Genomic DNA, 19330 nt, shown 5'->3' on the forward strand with positions numbered 1-19330 from the left:
AAGGATGATTCGTGTTACTTCTTCGATCTACGCTCACGCACGCGCATGTTCACCCGAATGGGACTGCCTTCGAAACCAAAGGTTTCCCGAAGTCGACGCGTGATGAAGCGTCGGTAGCCGGGCTCCAAGAATCCGGTGGTGAACAATACGAACGTGGGCGGACGAGTCTGCGCCTGCGTCGCGAAGAGCACTCGCGGCTGCTTCCCGCCGCGGAGCGGGTGTGGGAAGCCCTGCGCGAGTTCGGTAAGAAAGGCATTGAGCTTGCCGGTCGGGATGCGAGTGTCCCAGGACGACAGTGCGACCTCGAGTCGAGGCACAAGTTTGTCCAGGTGCCGACCGGTTTTTGCGGACATGTTAATGCGCGGTGCCCAGCTGACGTGACCGAGGTCCTGCTCAATTTCCCGTTCGAGTTGCCAGTGACGCTCCTCGTCCATCTCGTCCCATTTATTGAATGCGAGCACGAGTGCGCGGCCCGACTCGAGCACCATCTCGACGATGTGCACATCCTGCACACCTATCGGTTCGGTGGCGTCGAACATCACGACGGCCACTTCCGCACGGTCCACGGCGGTGGCGGTACGGAGCGAGGCGTAGAAGTCAGCACCTTGCTGCAAATGCACACGGCGTCGAATACCCGCGGTATCGATAAAGCGCCAAGTCCGACCGCCGATTTCAACGAGTTCGTCAACCGGATCACGCGTAGTGCCCGCGAGTTCGTTCACCACAACGCGAGTCTCCCCTGCCGCCTTATTGAGCAGACTCGACTTCCCCACATTCGGTCGACCCACAATCGCGACGCGACGAGGACCGCCCACTTCTTCCTTCGCCACCGCAGAGGTCAGCGGCAAGATCGCCATTGCCGCATCGAGCATGTCAGCCACCCCTCGGCCGTGCAGCGCCGACACCGCGTGCGGTTCACCAAGACCGAGGCTCCACAGTGCCGCGGCATTGGGTTCCTGCACAATGTCATCAACCTTGTTTGCGGCAAGCAATACCGGCCGATCACTCCGGCGAAGCAGTCGCACGACTTCCTCATCGGTCGAGGTCGGACCAACATTCGCATCCACCACGAACACCACCGCGTCGGCGAGTTCAATTGCGATCTCAGCCTGCTGCGCCACCGAACGATCAATGCCCTTCGCGTCGGGTTCCCAGCCGCCGGTATCCACCAGGGTGAAGTGGCGGTCGAGCCACTGCGCGCGGTACGAGACCCGGTCACGAGTCACGCCCGGAACATCCTCAACCACAGCCTCGCGACGACCCAGGATGCGATTGACGAGTGCGGATTTACCGACGTTCGGTCGTCCCACAATCGCGAGCACCGGCAGTGCCGGCATCAGGAAGGTGCCGTCCTCGGCGAATCGACCTTCGAGAACCTCATGGTCCTCGGCATCGAGATCGTATTCCTGCAGCGAACGGCGGAGCATCTCGGCCCGCAGCTCCGCGGTTTCGTCATCAATCCCGTCGATACGTTCTTGGAATGACTCAGCCTTTGCTTCGTAGGCCGATTCGAATGAGGCGTCGTCGCTCACAAATTCGGGTTCGTAGGCGGAAGAATTCGTTGCGTCAGTCATTGGGCGCTCCTGGATTCGATCACGTCAATGGCGGCGTCAATCGTCGCCTCAAGTCCGAGATCTGTTGAGTCAAGCACGACAACCCCTTCGGCTGCCGCAGTGAAGTTCGCGACCCGCGAGTCTTTGGCGTCGCGGGCACTCACCGTGGCCGCAACCGTATTGGGGTCCTCGCCCGTTTTCTCCGCGAGGCGTCGGGCGATCCGAACCTGTTCGTCGGCGGTGAGCAGGATGCGCACGGGAGCATCCGGGGCGACGACCGTGGTGATATCGCGGCCCTCGGCGATGATTCCTTCGGCGCTGGCTGCCGCGAGGATGTCGCGGAAGCGCTGATTCACCGCATCCCGAACCGGCTGGATACCGGCGACCTTAGAAACTTCAGCAGAAATCTCCGTCGCCCGGATGCGCTCGGTGACATCGGTCTCACCCACTCGAACCCAGCGTTCTTCGGGTGAGAGCGAGAGTCGCCAGACGCTCAAGAATGCCGGTACGGCGTCGATTACCGCCGCCGGATCCGCAAGGTCGATCCCGCGGTCAAGGGCGAACCAGGTCAGTGCTCGATAGACCGAACCGGTGTCGAGGAGTTGCCAGCCAAGACGCTGCGCGAGTGCCTTCGACACGGTCGATTTGCCAGACCCCGAGGGGCCGTCGATAGCCACGACGATGGCGTCGCCGCGGGCCGTGCTCGATTGCGAGGGTGCCGGGGTCACTGGGCCACCTTCCAACCGCGCTCTTCGAGTTCGTCCAGCAGTTTCTGTCGAACCTCGGGAAGCACCGCAATGGTCGCCAACCCGAGGTTTGCACCGGGCGAGTGTTCGAGTTCGAGTTCCTCGACGTTGATGTCAGCCTCACCAATCTCCGCAAAGAGCCGCGCGAGCTGCCCGGGCCGGTCATCAATCATCACCGTGACGTTCGAGAAGGTCTGCCGCGAACCGTGCTTACCCGGAATCCGCGCGACGCCTTCATTTCCAGCGAGCATGTGCTCGGCAATGGTTCGACGTGCGCCCGGGGCATTCATGTCGTCGAGGGCATCGGCGAGATCGACCAGATCGGTTGCGATCAGGCGCAGGATGCGTGCGACGCGCGGCCCGTTTGCGGCCAGGATCTGGCTCCACAGGGTCGGGTCGGATGCGGCGATCCGGGTGACATCCCGCAACCCGCCGCCCGCGAGCGCGGAGGCATCGTCATTGTCTGCGAGCAGTCGCTCTGCCATCGCGGTGGACAGTAGTTGTGGCACATGCGAAATCAGTGCCACGGCGTCGTCGTGTTCTTCCGCGGTCATGCTGACCACGCTGGAGCCAAGATCGAGCGCGAGGCCTTCCACTTCCTGGAGACCAAACACAGTGGTCTTCTCGTGCGAGGCGACCACCCACGGGCGACCGGTGAACAGATCGGCCCGACCTGCGAGCGGGCCGCCCGTTTCCCGACCCGACATGGGGTGCGATCCGACATAGCGGCTCAGATCGGCGTTTGCTTCGCGAACGTGCGCCAGAGGCGACACCTTGACGCTCGTCACATCGGTGACAATCGCATCCGGCCAGGCGTTCAGCTGCGCGACGGTCACTTCTCCGGCGACGTCTGGTGGCACGCAGACGACAACAAGCTGTGGCGTGTCTTCCGGTCCGGCGGTGGCCGCCGAGCTCGCTGGCGCAATCCGGCCAGCGCCGTAGTCTGCGGCCAGTCCGAGGGCGACCGGGGATGCGTCCGTAAGCAGGACGTCCACGCCGAGTCGGCGGAGTCCGAGTCCGACGGAGCTGCCGAGGAGCCCGGTGCCGACTACGAGCACGGGTGAATTAGTGCGAGTGGGTGTCATCGACGGGGTTTTCCTTGATTGTTCGGGCGGCGGTCATTGCGCTGCTGACTGTCTCGCGGCGTACTGGCCCGCGCATCACGTCGCGGGGTGCCGCCGCGCTGATTCCGTTTGTATGCCTGGGTGGCTTCCGCTTTGCGCGCCATGCGCAGGAGCCGCCCGAGTTCATCCGGGGTCAGTTCACGAGTCTCCCCCGCAAGCAGCGTGCCCAGTTGCAAAGTGCCGAAGCTTCGTCGGACAAGCTCTTGCACCGGGAAGCCGATGTGATCGAACATGCGGCGCACGATCCGGTTTTTCCCCGAGTGCAGGGTCACTTCGGCGAGTGTCTCTCGATTCGAGGAACCCCGCTGGATGATGTGCGCCGAATCGGCCTTAATGAAGCCGTCCTCAAGCTTCACCCCGTCGAGCAGTTGCTTGATGTCGCCGGGCGCGAGCTTCCCCTTGACCATCACGACATAGGTCTTCGTGACCTCGTAGGAGGGGTGCGACAGGATGTGCGCCAAGTCACCGTCATTGGTCAGGATGAGCAGCCCCGAGCTATCGGAGTCGAGCCGACCGACGTTGTAGATTCGCTCGCGGAATTCGCGTGTGAACTGCTGCAGGTCAGGCCTACCCTCTTCGTCGCGCATCGTAGACACCACACCGACGGGTTTATTGAGCAGCACGTAACGCTTCGTTTGGTCGAATTGCACCGGTGTGCCGTCCACTACGACCTTGTCGCGCTCGGGGTCAACTCGGCTACCGAGTTCGGTGACCACCTTGCCGTTGACCTCGACACGGCCCTCCGTGATCAGGTTTTCGCACACGCGTCGCGATGCGACACCCGCGTTTGCGAGTGCCTTCTGCAGGCGGACGCCCGAGGTATCCAACTCCTTTGCGGGCGCTGCCCCCTCTGGGCGATGATCGGGATTGAAAGGAATGTCGTCGAAGTCCTCGAGCGAGTAACCGCCCTCGGGGCGCTGTGCTGCGGCCTTTCGGAGCGCGGCCTGCGCCTGCGCATCCTCTTTTTGTGCTTCGCGGCGCTCTTGTTGACACTCTTCGTAGGCGCGGTCGTCCGCATCCCGGTACCCTCGGCGATCATCCCGATCGCGACGGACCCGGTCATCACGGCCCTGGTAGCCACGACGGTCGTCACGACCCCCACGAAATCCCTGGCGGTCACGCTGCGGACGACGCTCGCCCCGGTCGCTGCGCTCCGTGCGCTCAAATTGCTCACGACGCTCGTAGCCGCCGCGTCGATCATCATCGCGACGTGGCTGGCCGCCGTACCCGCGTCGCTCGCCATCTCGGTAGCGAGGACCGTCGTCCTGGTACCGACGCTCGCCGTCCTCGCGGCGACGACCTTCGCTACCCGAGCCGCGTCGCTCGCGTTGATCATCCCAACGCGAATGCTTCGATCCGGTAGCGTCCTGGCGACGTCCACCGGTCCGCGAACCACCACCGGCCCGGGTGCCACCACCCGCACCGCGACGCCCCCGCGGCTCCGACTCCGGACGGTCGCGCTGGTCATCCCAGCGCGAGTTCCGCGAGCGCGACGCACCCTGCGATTTGCCGCGCGAAGGTCCTCCGCGCCGCGATCTAGGCTGCTCGTTACTCATCAAATCCATCCCGTCCATCCTCGAGAAGCGGCGAAATTTTCGGCAGTTCGTCGAGTGAATTAATTCCTAAGTGCTGCAGGAGCAGCTCCGTCGTCTCATAAAGTGTGGCGCCGGTGACCTCTTCTGTTCCCGCTTCGGTCACGAGCCCGCGGGCCAGTAGCGTCCGCACCACCGAGTCCACGTTCACCGCGCGCACTTGCGCGACCTGTGACCGCGAGACCGGCTGGCGATACGCGATCACCGTGAGGGTCTCGAGTGCCGCTTGCGAAAGTTTCGAGGGCTGCCGTACCGATACGTAGTCACCCACGATGTCGTCGAACGAATCACGCACATACATGCGCCATCCCCCACCGACTTCGCGAAGTTGAAATCCGCGTACCGGGCCGTCAACCTTCCCATCATAGTCGTCTACGAGCCTCGACACAGCCTCGCGAACCTGACGAACCGGCGCCGACACCGCCGCCGCGAGCGACACCAGCGACACCGGCTCATCACTCACGAACAAAATCGCTTCCAACGCACGCTCAAGATCTACCGGCTCAGCGGTCATAATCGGCTCCCAATGTGCTCAGTTCGTCGTCGTTCCAGTCTTCAGCGTCCCAGGTCACGGTCAATTCCCCGAGTGGTGATTCTTGCTGCAGATCCACGGCGGCCCGGCGAAATAACTCGAGCACGGCCAAGAATCGTGCCACGAGCACTCCTTTACCCTCTGCATCCACCACCAATTCGCGAAAGGTCATTGGTCCGGTTGCACGTAACCGCTCGACCAGGATGCTCGCCTGTTCACGAATCGAGACGAGCGGTGCGTGCAGGTGATCGAGGCCGACCGTGGGGATGGACTTTGGTGCGAGGGCGAGGGCCGCGAGGGCCGCGAAGTCCTCGAGCGAGGTGGTCCAGATCAGGTCAGGGATGCGTTCGCGAAATTTCGGTTCCAAAGGCACGCTGCGGGGGTGTCGCAGTTCCTCGACAGCCATGTGATCACGGAACCAGAGACCTGCCTCTTTATAGGCGCGGTATTGCAGCAGCCTCGCAAACAGCAGGTCGCGCGCCTCGAGGATCGCCACATCCTCGGCATCGACATAGTCACCCTGCGGCAAGAGGCTCACGAGTTTCATATCGAGCAGCGTTGCCGCAACCACGATAAATTCGGTGGCCTGGTTGAGGTCCTCGCCCGAGTCGATCTGCGCCACGTAGGCGATGAACTCGTCGGTGATCTCTGAGAGCGACACCTCGGTGATGTCCAGCTCTCGCCGTGAAATCAGCTGCAGCAGCAGATCAAACGGACCCTTGAAGATGTCGAGATCGACGCGAAAATCATCGGGATGCTCGGCCGGAGTCCCCTCGTCAGGCGGCTGCACCGCGCGCCACCAGCTCGCGAGCTAGCTGCCGGTATGCCTCAGCTGCGGGGTGAGTCGGCGCGAACTCAACGATCGGCACACCCGCGATGGATGCATCCGGGAATTTGACCGTGCGGCCGATGATGGTGTCGAAAACCTTGTCGCCAAAGACCTCAAAGACGCGATCGAGCACTTCACGGGCGTGCAGGGTACGACCGTCGAACATCGTCGGCAAAATGCCGTCGAGTTCGAGTGCGGGGTTGAGCCGGGAACGCACCTTCTCGATCGTTTCGATGAGCAGTGCGACGCCGCGCAGCGCGAAGTATTCGCATTCGAGCGGAATCATGACGCCGTGGCTCGCGGTGAGCGCGTTGACGGTGAGCAGGCCGAGCGAGGGCTGGCAGTCAATAATAATGACGTCGTAATCGTCGCTTACTTTGCGCAGGATCGAGGCAAGAATCTGCTCGCGCGCCACTTCGGTGACGAGGTGTACTTCCGCCGCCGAAAGATCGATATTCGCAGCGATAAGGTCCAGGCCGTCGAACTCGGTCTGCTGAATCGCCTCACGGGGGTCACTCACCTGCCCAATGAGCAAGTCATAAATCGTGGGGATGTTGTGAGTGGAGACCCCGAGGCCGGCGGAAAGCGCTCCCTGGGGGTCGAAGTCCACGCAGAGCACCCGGCGGCCGTATCCGGCGAGGGATGCCGCGAGGTTGATCGATGTCGTGGTCTTGCCGACGCCACCCTTCTGATTACACATCGCGACGACGCGTGCCGGCCCGTGGCTCGGTAGCGGTTCCGGAACCGGGAACTTGTTATACAGCCGCGTTGAGACGGCTTCCGCCGATCGCGGTGCACCGGGTTCGGCACCCGCAGCGGGTTCAGGAGTGAAGTCTTCCTTCACTGCCCGCACCGTTTTCTTTGTTGGCGTAAGCAATTCCTTGGGAACTTCGAGGCCCGGCAATTCGGGCAGGTCGGCTTCCGAAATGGCCATTGGTAACCGCCTCCTCTTCCTAGTAATTCGCGCGTGACCCGATGGTATCCCCGAGAACCAGCGCTTTCTGATGGTGTTGGGCGGGTGTCGTTAAGGGACTTCAAGGGCTACTTGAGGGTTTAAGCCGCGATAAATGTGGGTAAATTACGGCCGCACTCGTTGCTCCTTTGCTGTATTGCCAAGTAATCTGGTCAATATGCCTGTCGCAGAGAACTCTCGAGCGCGCCGTATGCGGCTCAGTGGAGCGATCGCGATCGCCGTAATCGTATGTGTGGTGGTCGCCTGGATCGTCCTGCATTTCTCGACCGCAAACGGTAATGCGCAGGCGCAAGAAGATCTGATCCGAAAGACGGTAGACGAGTCCGGTGTGGCTGCAGATTTTCAACTCACCAAGGTGTCTGAGGGCCAAGCGGGTTACCAGCTCGATGTCACGCTCCTCAAGGAAGCCGACCCTACCGACACGGGCGAACTGTTGCACACGCTCTACGGCGATATCGAGTCAGTCACCAAGGTGGATCTGGGCTTTGCCGAGAACCACGAGCTCGATACCTCCCGCATCGAGCGCAGTACCGAGGAATGGTCGGAGCTCGTCACCCACGTGGATGGCATTGGTCCGGTGGTTGCGTCGTTCAGCCAGGTTGGCCCCACCGGAGCGGCAACCTACTGGCTTGATCTGCAGAGTTTTGCGGCTGATCCCGCCACTGAGTATGAACGTTTGCAAGCGGTTCAGCGCCCCGAATGGCTCACGTACGGCAATGTCGAGCTCACCACCGCGCCCGATTCCTGGCCTTCGCTGATTATTCAAGCAGGCCGAGACGTCACGGCGGATGAACTGAGCACATTCCGCGCACTTGATGACGAGCTCGCGGCCACTGTGAAGGCCGGAGAGCATTACGAACTGAAGATGCTTGTTGAACTCGGTGCGGACGCTGCCGAGTTTGAGATGCGGATTGTTACCGAGCCGCTCCACCACACCTCCGAGTCACCGGCTCCGGAAGAATCTACCGATTCCGCGCAGCCGCCCGCCGACGACAGCAGGCCGAAGGACTCGGGCGACAGCGACTCGAGTAGTGGCTCGAGCGATGGCAGCAGTGAAGAGGAACACCAGTCGGCCCCCGACTCGTCGACCGGTGGGTCGGACGGGGATGTTGAAGAACCGGGTGCTCCCGCGGAGCCCGCACCTGAACCGACAACGCCGCCGCAAGAAACGACTCAGCCGGCGCCCTCCGATCCGAATGGTGAGCGTCCAACCGATACGCCCACGGACCCCGAGAACAAGCCCGACACCGGCCCCAATAACGAACTTCGGCCAAATAATCCGGACGGTTCGAACTCGACCACGCCCGATGTGGCCGACCCGAGCACGCGCACGGATGCGATATCGCATACGCTGTCGGAACGCTCAGAGCTCATTCTCGATGAGAGTGGGCTCTCCGCCTTTGTGCTCACAATCAAGATCGACGACGCCGATCCGCTGCGCATCACCGGCTAACGAGCGCATCACCGGCTCAGCGCACCGCGTGCACTATCGCGCTCGAGGATGAGAAGTCGCGTACATTTCGCGCAGCGCATCCGCGGTCACCTTCGTATAAATCTGGGTCGTGGACACGGATGAGTGCCCCAGCAACTCCTGCACCACACGCACATCCGCACCGCCCTGCATGAGGTGGGTCGCGAATGAGTGTCGAAGCGTGTGCGGAGATACCGACGTGGTGAGTTCGGCCTTGCGGGCAATTTCTTGCAGGATGAGCCCCGCAGACTGTCTCGACAGCGGACCACCGCGCACGCCAAGAAAGAGCTTCGGGCTCCCCGAACCTTTGCTCGCAAAGCCCGGCCGGGCCCGCACCCGATACGCATCGAGCGCCTCCTGCGCATAGGATCCAAGCGGCACAATGCGCTGTTTGTCACCCTTGCCGCGCACCCGCACAAAGTCCTGGTCAATCACATCATCCACGTCGAGCGATACTGCTTCGCTTACGCGCGCACCCGTGGCGTAGAGAAGTTCGAGCAGTGCCTTGTCACGCAGCTGCGCAGGGGTGTCTCCCCCGGCCGCATCCAAGAGTCGTTGCACTTCGGCGACGGTCAGTGCTTTCGGGAGTCGACTCGGCAGTTTTGGTGACCGAAGATCCCGCGCGATATCCTCCACGACCTCGCCCTCATCATCCATAAATCGATGCAAGCTCCGCACGCTCGAAGCCGCCCGACTCGCCGACGATACGGCCAACGCGAGGCCGCCCTCCGCGACTGGAGTGCGCATCCAGGCAACAAATTCTCGAGGATGCTCTGGCGTGATCTCGCGCGGTTCGGTCACCCCGCGAGTCGCCAGGAAATCGGCATAGCGTTCGAGGTCGCGCTCATAGGCACCGATCGAGTTTTTGGCGAGCCCGCGTTCAATCGTGAGATGCCGCAGGAAGCGGTCAATGACGTGACGCAGGTGGGAATCGCCGCTCACGCCCGGGCGCCACCCGTGAGGGCTCGCGGCAGGACTTCCGGTGCGACCGAGCGCGTTGGCCACGCGGAGTCGGCGGGGCGCAGCGTCGCCCAGTGCTGGCGACGCGACTCATTCGCAGCGAGCACACCAAGGGTCACAGCAGGGTTGTGCAAATCACCACGCAGCACCGCGGCAACCGCGTCATCAAGCGAAACCCAAGCGATCTCGATATCCGCTTCTTCGTGTTCGCGGTCGAAGACCTCTTCGGTTGGAGACAGGCCACGGGCCACGTAAATGCGAATCGACTCGCTTGAACCACCGGGGCTGGTCCAAAAATCGACGAGCACGGACCATTCGACAGCCTGAAAATCGGCTTCCTCGGCAAGTTCGCGCTGTGCCGTGACCAGTGCGGATTCGCTCGGGTCGTCGAGTAGTCCGCCCGGTAGCTCCCAGTCACGCGCGCGGACCGGGTGGCGATACTGCCGGATGAACAGGATACGGTCCTGGTCGTCGAGCGCGAGGATCTGCACCGCACTCGTGTGCTCGATGTACTCCCGCTGCAGTTCCTGGTCGCCATAGCGGAAGGTTTCGGAGCGAAGATTCCACACCCAGCCGTGATGCGGCATGGTGCTCTCGAGGATCTCGTGATGCTCGGGAACGTCCTTGAACTCGGGCGCGCTCATCGTTATGCCTCGACCGTGTCTTCCTCGTCAACCTCCACGAGTCGGCTCGCAGCCTGACGGTCCAGAGCCGCACCGACCAAGCCACGAAAGAGTGGATGCGCGTGGTTGGGCCGTGATTTCAACTCCGGGTGGGCTTGGGTCCCGACATAGAACGGATGCTGGTCCGCTGGCAGCTCCACGAACTCCACGAGGGTACCGTCGGGGGAAGTACCCGAGAAATCGAGCCCCGCAGCTGCGATCTGTGCGCGATACTCGTTGTTCACTTCATAGCGGTGACGGTGGCGCTCGGACACCGTTTCGGTCCCGTACGTCTTTGCTGCGACCGAACCTGCAGCAAGCTTCGCCGGGTAAGCGCCAAGCCGCATCGTGCCGCCGAGTTGACCGCTTTCGACAATGTCAACCTGCTCGGCCATGGTCGCAATGACCGGGTTCGGCGTGCGCTCGTCAAACTCCGAAGACGAAGCGTCTGCGATTCCGGCAAGATTCCGGGCCGCCTCAATCACCATGCACTGCATGCCGAGGCAGATCCCGAGCACGGGAAGTCGATTCTCGCGGGCAAAGCGCAGCGCACCGAGTTTGCCCTCAATTCCGCGGATCCCGAATCCGCCCGGCACGACAATGCCGTCCACGTCTGCGAGGTTTGCCGCTGCGCCTTCCGGGGTCTCGCAGTCGTCCGAGGGGATCCAGCGAATACTCGCTCGTGAACCGTGTGCGAAGGCTCCGGCGCGGATCGCTTCGGTCACCGAAAGGTACGCGTCCGGAAGATCCACGTATTTGCCCACCAGCGCAATGGTCACCGTCTTCTTCGGTTCGTGCACCACGTTCAGCAGGCGCTCCCAATCGGCGAAATCGAAACCGTCAACCGGGAGGCGAAGCTGTTCAATGATGTAGGAGTCGAGGCCCTGCTCCTGCAGTGTGCGCGGGATCTCATAGATCGACGGGAGGTCGGGCGTATTGACAACCGCTTCCGATTCCACGTCACACATGAGCGCGATTTTGGATCGATTCGATTCGGTCACGGGACGATCGCTGCGAAGGACCAGCGCATCCGGTTGAATTCCTGCCGAGCGAAGTGCCGCAACCGAGTGCTGCGTCGGCTTGGTCTTCTGCTCCCCCGACGCTCCCATGAACGGCACGAGCGACACGTGCACAAAGAAGACGTTATTGCGACCGAGCTCGTGTCGAAGTTGGCGTGCCGATTCGATGAACGGCTGCGATTCAATATCGCCGATCGTGCCACCGACTTCGGTGATAATCACGTCAGGGCGAGGTTCCTCGGTGGCTTGCAACCGCATCCGACGTTTGATCTCGTCGGTGATGTGCGGAATCACCTGCACCGTCTCACCGAGGTATTCGCCAGCGCGTTCTTTTGCAATGACCTTTGAGTAGATCTGACCGGTTGTCACGTTGGCGGCTTGGGTGAGATTGACGTTGAGGAACCGCTCGTAGTGCCCAATATCGAGGTCGGTCTCGGCGCCATCTTCGGTGACGAACACCTCTCCGTGTTGGAACGGGTTCATTGTGCCCGGGTCCACGTTGAGGTACGGGTCGAGCTTTTGCATCACAACCCGAAGTCCACGCGCGGTGAGTAGATTCCCGAGGCTGGCGGCAGTGAGGCCTTTGCCGAGTGAAGAGACGACACCACCCGTGACGAAGATTTGTTTGACCGGTGTTTCGGTCGACGTGGATAGGGCTGGTGCGGTTGCGTCATTCACGGATTTCAATCCTATCTCACCGATTGACCGGCGCGGCCGTTTCTTCGGCTCGCCGCAATAATTCCTGTGCGTGTGCCTGGCCAGACTCGGAATCAGCGAGTCCACTCAAGAGGCGTGTCATCTCTTCCACGCGCTCTTCGCTATCGAGTTCCCGAATTGAAGAGCTTGTGACGCTTCCCGAGGTGAGCTTTTCAATCCGCACGTGGTGATCGGCGAAGGCGGCGACCTGTGCGAGGTGGGTGACGACTATCACCTGACTCGATCGTGCGAGCCGCTGCAGCCGCGCCCCGATTTCCAAGGCGGCGGCGCCACCGACACCGGCATCCACTTCATCAAACACGAGGGTCGGTACTGGGTTCGCTCCCGCAAGGACCACTTCAAGCGCGAGCATCACTCGGCTCAGTTCACCACCCGAGGCGCCCGAACGTAACGGCGTCGGGTCGCTTCCCGGATGCGGCTCCAAGAGAAATTCGATTCGGTCGCGACCGTGCCGACGGATGTTCGGTTCGGGCTTCACGGTCACGATCAGTCGGGCATTCGGCATTGCGAGTGCCCGCAGTTCCTCGGTCGCCTCCGCCTGCAGGTCTGCCGCCTTGCGTTCACGCACCGCGGTGAGGGCCGCTGCCGCTTCTTCGAGTTGTTCCTGTGCTTCGGCGACCTCTGCTTCAAGTTGCGGAAGTCGCGTGTCATCGCCGGCGAGTTTGAGCAGTCGGATCCCCGCGTCTTCGTATTCAGTGCGAATCTGCGCGAGGTCTTTGCCGTAGTCCCGTTTCAGGTGCTCAATTGCCGCAAGTCGCTCGTTGAGCGATTCGAGCTCTCCCACACCGTCGGTATCGAGGTCCGCAAGGTAACTGGCCAGGGTTTCTGAAAGTTCGTCAATTGCGTATTCCAGATCGGCCGCATGCTCGCTGGCGAGATCCAGCGAGCCATCGGATCGTAGGCCTCGGTCGATACTCGTGCGCACTTCACGCACGCGTTCTCGAAGCGACCCACCGGGGACCTCACCTGCGAGGAGGGCGTGTGCCCCGCCGATGTCTCCGCGAAGTTGTTCTCGATTGCTGAGCCGTTCGATCCTCCGCAAGAGGGCCTCGTCCTCGTCGTCTTGTGGGTCGACCGTTTCCACAGCGTCAATGAGCATCCGGAGTTGTGCTCGTTCGGTCTCGCGCTCGCTCGCGTTGGCTCGGAGCTCGTCGTATTCCGATCGCAGTCCGTCAAGGAGTTCATAGCGCTGCGTCAGTGTTGCCAGTGCGGCAGCGGCTTCCTCGCCACCGTATTGGTCCAGGGCTTGGCGCTGCGCTGCTTCCTGTGTGAGCCGCAGTTGTTCTGACTGCCCGTGAATCGCGACGAGCATCTCGCCGCCATCCGCGAGCGTGCTCGCGGGCACGGATTGGCCGCCAAGCCATGCCCGTGAGCGACCGTTTTTCGCGATTTGCCGCGAAATGACGACCGCACCTCGAGTGTGGCTATCGGCATCCGTAAATGTTTCGACTTCGCCACCGGCATCGTCGACGAAGGCGGCATAGGCGCTTTCGGCGTCGACGATGACGTGACCTTCGACCTTCGCGCGTTCGGCGTCCTTACGCACGACACTCGCAGAGGAGCGACCGCCGAGCAGCAATCCGAGTGCCGTGACGACCATCGTTTTTCCGGCTCCGGTTTCACCCGTGATTGCCGTAAACCCTCTGCCGAGTGGTAGTCGGGCTTGGTCGATCACGCCAAGACCGCGAATATCGATGTCTTCGAGCATTACTGTGCCTTGCCCCGCCAACCGACGACCGGCAACTGAAACTTATTCACCAACCGAGTGGTGAAGGGTGACTGGTGGAGTCGCGCGAGTTTCACGGACTGCGGTGACCGCGTCGCGGTGACTTGTGCGCCAGCCGGCAGTTCGATCGACCGGCGGCCATCGAGCCACAACACGGCATTGCCGCCGTCTCGAGGTTGTACCTCCACGCCGAGCACCGAGTCGGGACCCACGACAAGTGGTTTCGCGAACAGCGCGTGTGCTGACACCGGGACAAGCAGAATCGCCTCGACCTGTGGCCACACCACCGGGCCACCGGCTGAGAACGAGTAGGCGGTCGAGCCGGTGGGGGTCGAAAACAGCACGCCATCGCAGCCAAAGCTCGAGAGCGGTTCACCGTCCACCCAAATCATGACATCGAGCATCCGTTCCCGATTGCCTTTTTCGAGCGCCGCATCGTTGAGCGCCCATTCCCGGCTGACGTTGCCCGCTTCATCTTCGACGTCGATCTGCAGCGCGAGCCGCTCTTCGACCTCGTAACTGCGGTTGATGATGCCGCGGACCACGTCGGGCAGCGCTTCCTTTTCGCTTTCGGCCAGGAAGCCAACGTGTCCAAGGTTCACGCCCAGCACTGGTACGTCACCTGGGCGGGCCACTTCAACAGCGCGCAAGATCGTGCCGTCACCGCCGAGTACAACGACGAGTTCGCAGTCTTCGACGTCACAGTTTTCACCGAGTCGCTCGACAGTGTCGGGCAGGTGTTGGCCGATTCTGGCGTAAAGCTCCTGCGCGGTTTGTGCTTCGAGGACCGAAATAATGCCGGCATTGTCCAGTCGTCGAATCACGTTGAGGCTCGTGTCGATCGCTTCTTGGCGCGCAAAATGACTCACGACCAGAATGCGCCGGGTCGGTTCCTGCTGCGTCGAAGTCATTCCGCCCCTTTCCTCATGATCGAAAGAATTCGATCCTCCCATTCTGCTGCATCTTCACCGTCACGACAGAGCCAGAGCAGATACTCGTGGTTTCCATGGGTGCCGGTGATCGGCGATGCGCGGAAGCCACGCGGATGCCATCCCTCGTCGACCGCTTCACGAACGATATCAATGGCCACCTCCGCAGCGACTTTATGGTCCGTGACGATACCGTTGCGGACGTACTGCCGCCCCACTTCGAATTGCGGTTTAATTAGCAACACCGCGTCCCGCAGCCCTGGCGCCGTGGGCAGCAACGCAGGCAGGATGTGTCGCAATGAAATGAACGACAGGTCCGCAACGACGGCATCAATTTCATTCGCTCGCAGTGATGGTCGATCCGGACGGTGTTGCCGCAGCAATTCGTTCAGGCGGTTTTCTGAGAGATAGCGGGCGTTTTCTCCCTCGATGACGGTGACTCGAGCATCGGAGCGGATAAGTGCGTTGAGCTGATCGTGACCGACGTCGAGCGCGATGACTTCACGCGCACCTCGTTCGAGCGACACTTGAGTGAATCCCCCGGTGGATGCGCCGAGGTCAAGCACAATACGATCGCGCATTTCGATGCGAAATCCGTCGAGTGCCGCGACGAGCTTATAGGCAGCACGTGACACATAGTGCTCGGGTTCTCCGACTTCGAGGTGATCCGTAGGCTGGATCAACTGCGACACTTTGGCGGCAACCTGACCGTTGACCCGCACGGTGCCAGCCTCGACAAGTCGTGCCGCTGCGGTCCGACTTCGAGCAAGGCCCCGGTGTGTCAGTTCGCGATCGAGTCGCTTGGGCATGGAGCTATGCCCCAAGGTCAAGCTCGTCGTCGGTACCTTCGAGTGCGTTCCGGAGTCGTTCGAGCTCGGAGTCGTAGGCTGCCGCACGCTCGCCGAGTGGCAGTTCCTCGATGTGGTGTGCCTGTTCTGCCGGGGCGTCTTCGGTCATGATTGTGCGTCCCACTGCTGGTAAAGGTGCTCGGGGATGCGGAGCGCGTAAATGAGCTTGTCAGAGTTCCAGATCGCGGCGCAGGCGGCCCGCAGGAGGTTGAGTCGGTCCTTCCCTTTGGAGCGGATACGAAGATCGACCCCGTTGAGCACACAGTGCTCGCCCCCGACTTTGGCTTCTACCACCTCCGGTTGCGGATGCGTCACCGTCACCTTCGGATACGGCAATCGCAGTCCACGCAAGTCAGAGAGGATGAAGTCGGGGCGCTCGAGCGGGCTCGCCGCAATGAGCTGTTTCGGCCCGTCGATACCGGTGAGTACGAGTGCCGAGCGTATTCCTGCCGCCCGAGCACCTTTGATATCGGTATCGAGGCGGTCACCGATCATGATCGGGTTCTTCGCTGCAAAGCGTTCCACGGCCGCTTCAAATAGCGGCGTTTCCGGCTTGCCCGCGACGAGCGGCAGCTTTGCGACGGCGGTGTGCACCGCCGACACAAGTGTGCCATTACCCGGTGCAATGCCCCGCTCGAGAGGGATCGTCCAGTCTTGATTGGTGGCGACCCACGGAATGTCACGAGCGAGTGCGAAAGAGGCTTCCGCAAGCTGCGCCCAACCGACATCCGGAGCGAACCCCTGCACCACCGCATCCGGCATATCGTCAGCAGACCGGGTAACACGAAAGCCCGCTTTCGTGAGCTCGTCGACGAGGCCGTCGCCTCCGACCACAAGGACGAGTGCACCGGCCTCGACCTGCTCTCGAAGCATGTGCACCGCGGCTTGCGGACTCGTCACAATATCGGCCGCTTGTGTCTGCAAGCCGAGGTCGCGAAGGTGCGTGGCGACGCTCTCATCGGTCCTCGATGCATTATTCGTGATGTACCCGACTCGCACCCCGTCTTGTGCATAGGAGTTAAGCGATTCCACCGCGTTATCGACGGGTGCGGGACCCCGATACACAACGCCATCGAGGTCGGCGAGAATTACATCCACACCCTCAATGGGTGCGGGATCCATTCCTGTACTGCTGCGAAACAGTCCCAATGGGGCTCCTTAAATGTCGAAAAGCGAGGGCTGCGAGTCATCGTCGTTGGGTTCAGAGTCAGGGTCGTCTCCCGAGTCATTCTTGACGGTATCCCCATCCTCCGACACTTCCGCTGATACCGCCGGTGCGTTGAGCGGCTCGATGGGTTCGAGCGTGTCTTCGCTGAGTACCGACAGCTCGAAGGGTTCCTCGGCGAACGGATCGACTTCTGGGCTCTCGTCAGCAATAGGCTCGTGCGCTTGGATGGCGGCAGGTTCGTCTTCAGCCGCTGTGTCTTCAGCCACTGTGTCTTCAGCCACTTCATCGACAATCGTTTCTTCTTCGATCGCAGCGGTGTCCGATTCCGTGTCTGAGCCTGTGTCCGCTTCCGCGGCGGCAGCATCTGCGGCTGCTTCCACTTCGGCGAGAATCTCCTCATACTCCGACTTGATTTGCTCATCGATGGACTCGGAACTGTTTTCAGCCTGGATGTTGTCAGTTGCGGTCGGAAGCAACGTCGCTGCGGTCACTGCCGCGGCGGTCTCTGTCACGTTGCGTTTCTCGTCGCGCTCCGCGTCCTCATCCTCGGCAAAATCGGAGCGTTCCTCCTTGATCTCGCTCTCGACGAGTTCGCCCTCAACAGGATCACCGTCGATGATCTCGTCTTCGTCGAGCTCCACGTCTTCAGTCACGATCTCGATGGTTTCGAATTCGTTGTGGGAGACGGCCTGAAGCGCTGCTTCGGCCCGCTTGGCTGCGGAATGCCAGAGTGCCGCTTCTTCCTTCTGACCGAGATCATCCAAAACCGTTGCGTACGCAGTAAACAGGGCGGGGCTGTAATCGAACGCACGAGTGCGATCGAGCTGAGGAATCTCGAGTTCGGCGAGTGCGAGCTCCGTCTGACCTTGATCCAGTCGGGCTCCCGACATCGCAATGGCAAGTTGCACGCGTTGATCGGTGGGCAGTTTCTCGCGATCAATCGAACGCCCCAGCTCGAGTGCACGATCCGGGCGTCCGAGCCCGCGTTCACAATCGACCATGAGTGGCAATTGGTCATCGCGACCTGAGATTCGACGGTAGGTCCGCAACTCACGGAGGGCGAGGGCGTAGTCACCGGTGGTGTACGCAGTGATCGCGAGCGACTCGCGGACCATCGCAATGCGGCCACCTCGGCGGGATGCGCTCAGCGCGTGCTGGTGGGCAAGTTCCGGGTCTGAATCGATGAGGATTGATGCCATTGCGAGATGCTTCGCAACGAACTCGGAGTTGTCCTTGGACAGTGTCTTGAGTTCGAAACGCGCCTTCTGGTCCAGATCCCGCTCGGTGATCTCCTCGGGAATTGGTGGGTCAACGTGTTCGGCGCGCACCGCGCGAAGCTCTGCGGGCCGTGAGGGAACGAGCCGTACATCGTTCTCTTCCCGCTGGCCGCGACCTCCTCGGTCACTGCGACGTTCGAACCGTTGGTCGTCACGTCGAGAGCCACGCCCACCACGGTTATCGCGGTCGCGGTTGTCACCACCGCGGAAGTCACGCCGATCATTGTCACGGCCATAGGATTTCCGCCGATCATCATCGCGACCGTAGCTCTTGCGCTCACCATCACGGTTGTACGGCTTCCGGTCACCATCACGACCACGATTGTCATCACCACGGTACGAACGACGCTCACCGTCGCGGTCATAGGACCTCCGGCGATCATCGTCGCGACCGTACGACTTCCGCCGATCATCATCGCGACCGTAGCTCTTGCGCTCACCATTACGGTTGTACGGCTTCCGGTCACCGTCACGACCACGATTATCATCACCACGGTACGAACGACGCTCATTGTCACGGCCATAAGACTTCCGGCGGTCGTCTTCCCGACCGTAGCTCTTGCGCTCACCATCACGGTTGTACGGCTTCCGGTCACCGTCGCGTCCGCGGTGGGCGCCACCTTGGCTGCCACGGCGGTCGTCGTCGCGACCGTACGACTTCCGACGGTCATCGTCACGACCGTACGACTTCCGACGATCGTCGTCGCGACCGTACGACTTCCGACGATCGTCGTCGCGACCGTAGCTCTTGCGCTCACCATCACGGTTGTATGGCTTACGCTCGCCGTCTCGGGCGCGTGAATTTCGCCGGTCATTGTCGCCGCGATAGGTCTTGCGTTCACCATCCTGACGATACGGCTTTCGCTCTCCGTCACGACCCGAGTCCCGACGGTCCCGGTCGTCGCGTGAACGAGAGGAATTGTCTCGCTTCCGATTCCCTCCATCACGCGAATCGTTGTAGCGCGCACCGTCGCGGGAACTCCGGCTGTCGGATCGACCTCGACCCTGGTTATTTCGGCTACCGCGACCTGCTTCGTCTCGGTCTCCGCGCTTGTCTCGGCGTTCTTCAGCCATTTCTAGTTCCCTTCATCGGTGCGCTGTGGAGTTATCTCGCAATAGTCTACGCGGCTGCGTATCTCACCGCTGCGTTCCGCGTTGACTCATAAGAAACCTCCGCGTAGCTCGATACGTTGCCTCATTTGAA

General features: G+C 61.7%; 18 protein-coding genes. 2 read left to right on the forward strand and 16 right to left on the reverse strand.

From position 1 onward, the window contains the following. Positions 1-14: 14 nt before the first annotated feature. From der to ACTHXA_RS07950, 7 genes are all read right to left on the reverse strand, one after another. Positions 15-1574, reverse strand: coding sequence for a ribosome biogenesis GTPase Der (der, locus tag ACTHXA_RS07920; protein WP_441671104.1), 1560 nt, complete (start codon positions 1572-1574; stop codon positions 15-17). Beyond that, complete coding sequence (gene cmk, locus ACTHXA_RS07925) at positions 1571-2281, reverse strand: (d)CMP kinase (protein ID WP_441671106.1); 711 nt, start codon at positions 2279-2281, stop codon at positions 1571-1573. Before cmk ends, der begins: the two co-directional genes overlap by 4 nt. Next, a complete protein-coding gene (locus ACTHXA_RS07930) occupies positions 2278-3384 on the reverse strand; it encodes a prephenate dehydrogenase (RefSeq protein WP_441671108.1) in 1107 nt (368 codons plus the stop codon). The genes cmk and ACTHXA_RS07930 overlap by 4 nt, the downstream gene beginning before the upstream one ends. Next, complete coding sequence (locus tag ACTHXA_RS07935; protein WP_441671149.1) at positions 3381-4250, reverse strand: pseudouridine synthase; 870 nt, start codon at positions 4248-4250, stop codon at positions 3381-3383. The genes ACTHXA_RS07930 and ACTHXA_RS07935 overlap by 4 nt, the downstream gene beginning before the upstream one ends. 721 nt (positions 4251-4971) lie before the next feature. Continuing rightward, entirely contained in the window at positions 4972-5529 is a 558-nt protein-coding gene (scpB, locus tag ACTHXA_RS07940) for an SMC-Scp complex subunit ScpB (RefSeq protein ID WP_441671110.1), read from the reverse strand. After that, positions 5519-6337 carry a segregation and condensation protein A gene (locus tag ACTHXA_RS07945; protein WP_441671112.1) on the reverse strand — a complete coding sequence of 273 codons (819 nt, stop codon included), beginning with the start codon at positions 6335-6337 and terminating at the stop codon, positions 5519-5521. The genes scpB and ACTHXA_RS07945 overlap by 11 nt, the downstream gene beginning before the upstream one ends. Next, entirely contained in the window at positions 6324-7310 is a 987-nt protein-coding gene (locus tag ACTHXA_RS07950; RefSeq protein WP_441671114.1) for a ParA family protein, read from the reverse strand. Before ACTHXA_RS07950 ends, ACTHXA_RS07945 begins: the two co-directional genes overlap by 14 nt. 196 nt (positions 7311-7506) lie before the next feature. Here ACTHXA_RS07950 and ACTHXA_RS07955 point away from each other — a divergent pair, with 196 nt between their 5' ends. Beyond that, complete coding sequence (locus ACTHXA_RS07955; RefSeq protein ID WP_441671116.1) at positions 7507-8802, forward strand: hypothetical protein; 1296 nt, start codon at positions 7507-7509, stop codon at positions 8800-8802. Positions 8803-8835: 33 nt separating this feature from the next. On the opposite strand, the gene xerD is transcribed toward ACTHXA_RS07955, so the two are convergent. From xerD to ACTHXA_RS08000, 9 genes are read right to left on the reverse strand one after another with little or no spacing between them, the layout of a single operon-like run. Beyond that, positions 8836-9762: a site-specific tyrosine recombinase XerD gene (gene xerD / locus ACTHXA_RS07960; protein ID WP_441671118.1), complete on the reverse strand. Its 927-nt coding sequence runs from the start codon at positions 9760-9762 to the stop codon at positions 8836-8838. Next, a complete protein-coding gene (locus ACTHXA_RS07965; RefSeq protein WP_441671120.1) occupies positions 9759-10424 on the reverse strand; it encodes an NUDIX domain-containing protein in 666 nt (221 codons plus the stop codon). The genes xerD and ACTHXA_RS07965 overlap by 4 nt, the downstream gene beginning before the upstream one ends. A gap of 2 nt (positions 10425-10426) precedes the next feature. Next, positions 10427-12139 carry a CTP synthase gene (locus ACTHXA_RS07970; protein ID WP_441671122.1) on the reverse strand — a complete coding sequence of 571 codons (1713 nt, stop codon included), beginning with the start codon at positions 12137-12139 and terminating at the stop codon, positions 10427-10429. Positions 12140-12155: 16 nt separating this feature from the next. After that, positions 12156-13886, reverse strand: a complete 1731-nt coding sequence (gene recN / locus ACTHXA_RS07975) for a DNA repair protein RecN (RefSeq protein WP_441671123.1) — start codon at positions 13884-13886, stop codon at positions 12156-12158. Next, positions 13886-14815 (reverse strand): NAD kinase, encoded by a 930-nt coding sequence (locus ACTHXA_RS07980; protein WP_441671125.1) that lies wholly within the window; start codon positions 14813-14815, stop codon positions 13886-13888. Before ACTHXA_RS07980 ends, recN begins: the two co-directional genes overlap by 1 nt. Then, positions 14812-15642: a TlyA family RNA methyltransferase gene (locus ACTHXA_RS07985; RefSeq protein ID WP_441671127.1), complete on the reverse strand. Its 831-nt coding sequence runs from the start codon at positions 15640-15642 to the stop codon at positions 14812-14814. The genes ACTHXA_RS07980 and ACTHXA_RS07985 overlap by 4 nt, the downstream gene beginning before the upstream one ends. A gap of 4 nt (positions 15643-15646) precedes the next feature. Beyond that, positions 15647-15790, reverse strand: coding sequence for a hypothetical protein (locus tag ACTHXA_RS07990; protein ID WP_441671129.1), 144 nt, complete (start codon positions 15788-15790; stop codon positions 15647-15649). Beyond that, a complete protein-coding gene (locus ACTHXA_RS07995; RefSeq protein WP_441671131.1) occupies positions 15787-16830 on the reverse strand; it encodes an HAD-IIA family hydrolase in 1044 nt (347 codons plus the stop codon). Before ACTHXA_RS07995 ends, ACTHXA_RS07990 begins: the two co-directional genes overlap by 4 nt. Positions 16831-16839: 9 nt before the next feature. Beyond that, complete coding sequence (locus ACTHXA_RS08000; RefSeq protein WP_441671133.1) at positions 16840-18177, reverse strand: hypothetical protein; 1338 nt, start codon at positions 18175-18177, stop codon at positions 16840-16842. 93 nt (positions 18178-18270) lie between these two features. On the opposite strand from ACTHXA_RS08000, the gene ACTHXA_RS08005 reads away from it, so the two are divergent. After that, positions 18271-18927: a hypothetical protein gene (locus tag ACTHXA_RS08005; protein WP_441671135.1), complete on the forward strand. Its 657-nt coding sequence runs from the start codon at positions 18271-18273 to the stop codon at positions 18925-18927. Positions 18928-19330 lie beyond the last annotated feature (403 nt).

The sequence above is a fragment of the Gulosibacter sp. genome, assembly GCF_052090685.1.
Classification (GTDB): Bacteria; Actinomycetota; Actinomycetes; order Actinomycetales; family Microbacteriaceae; genus Gulosibacter.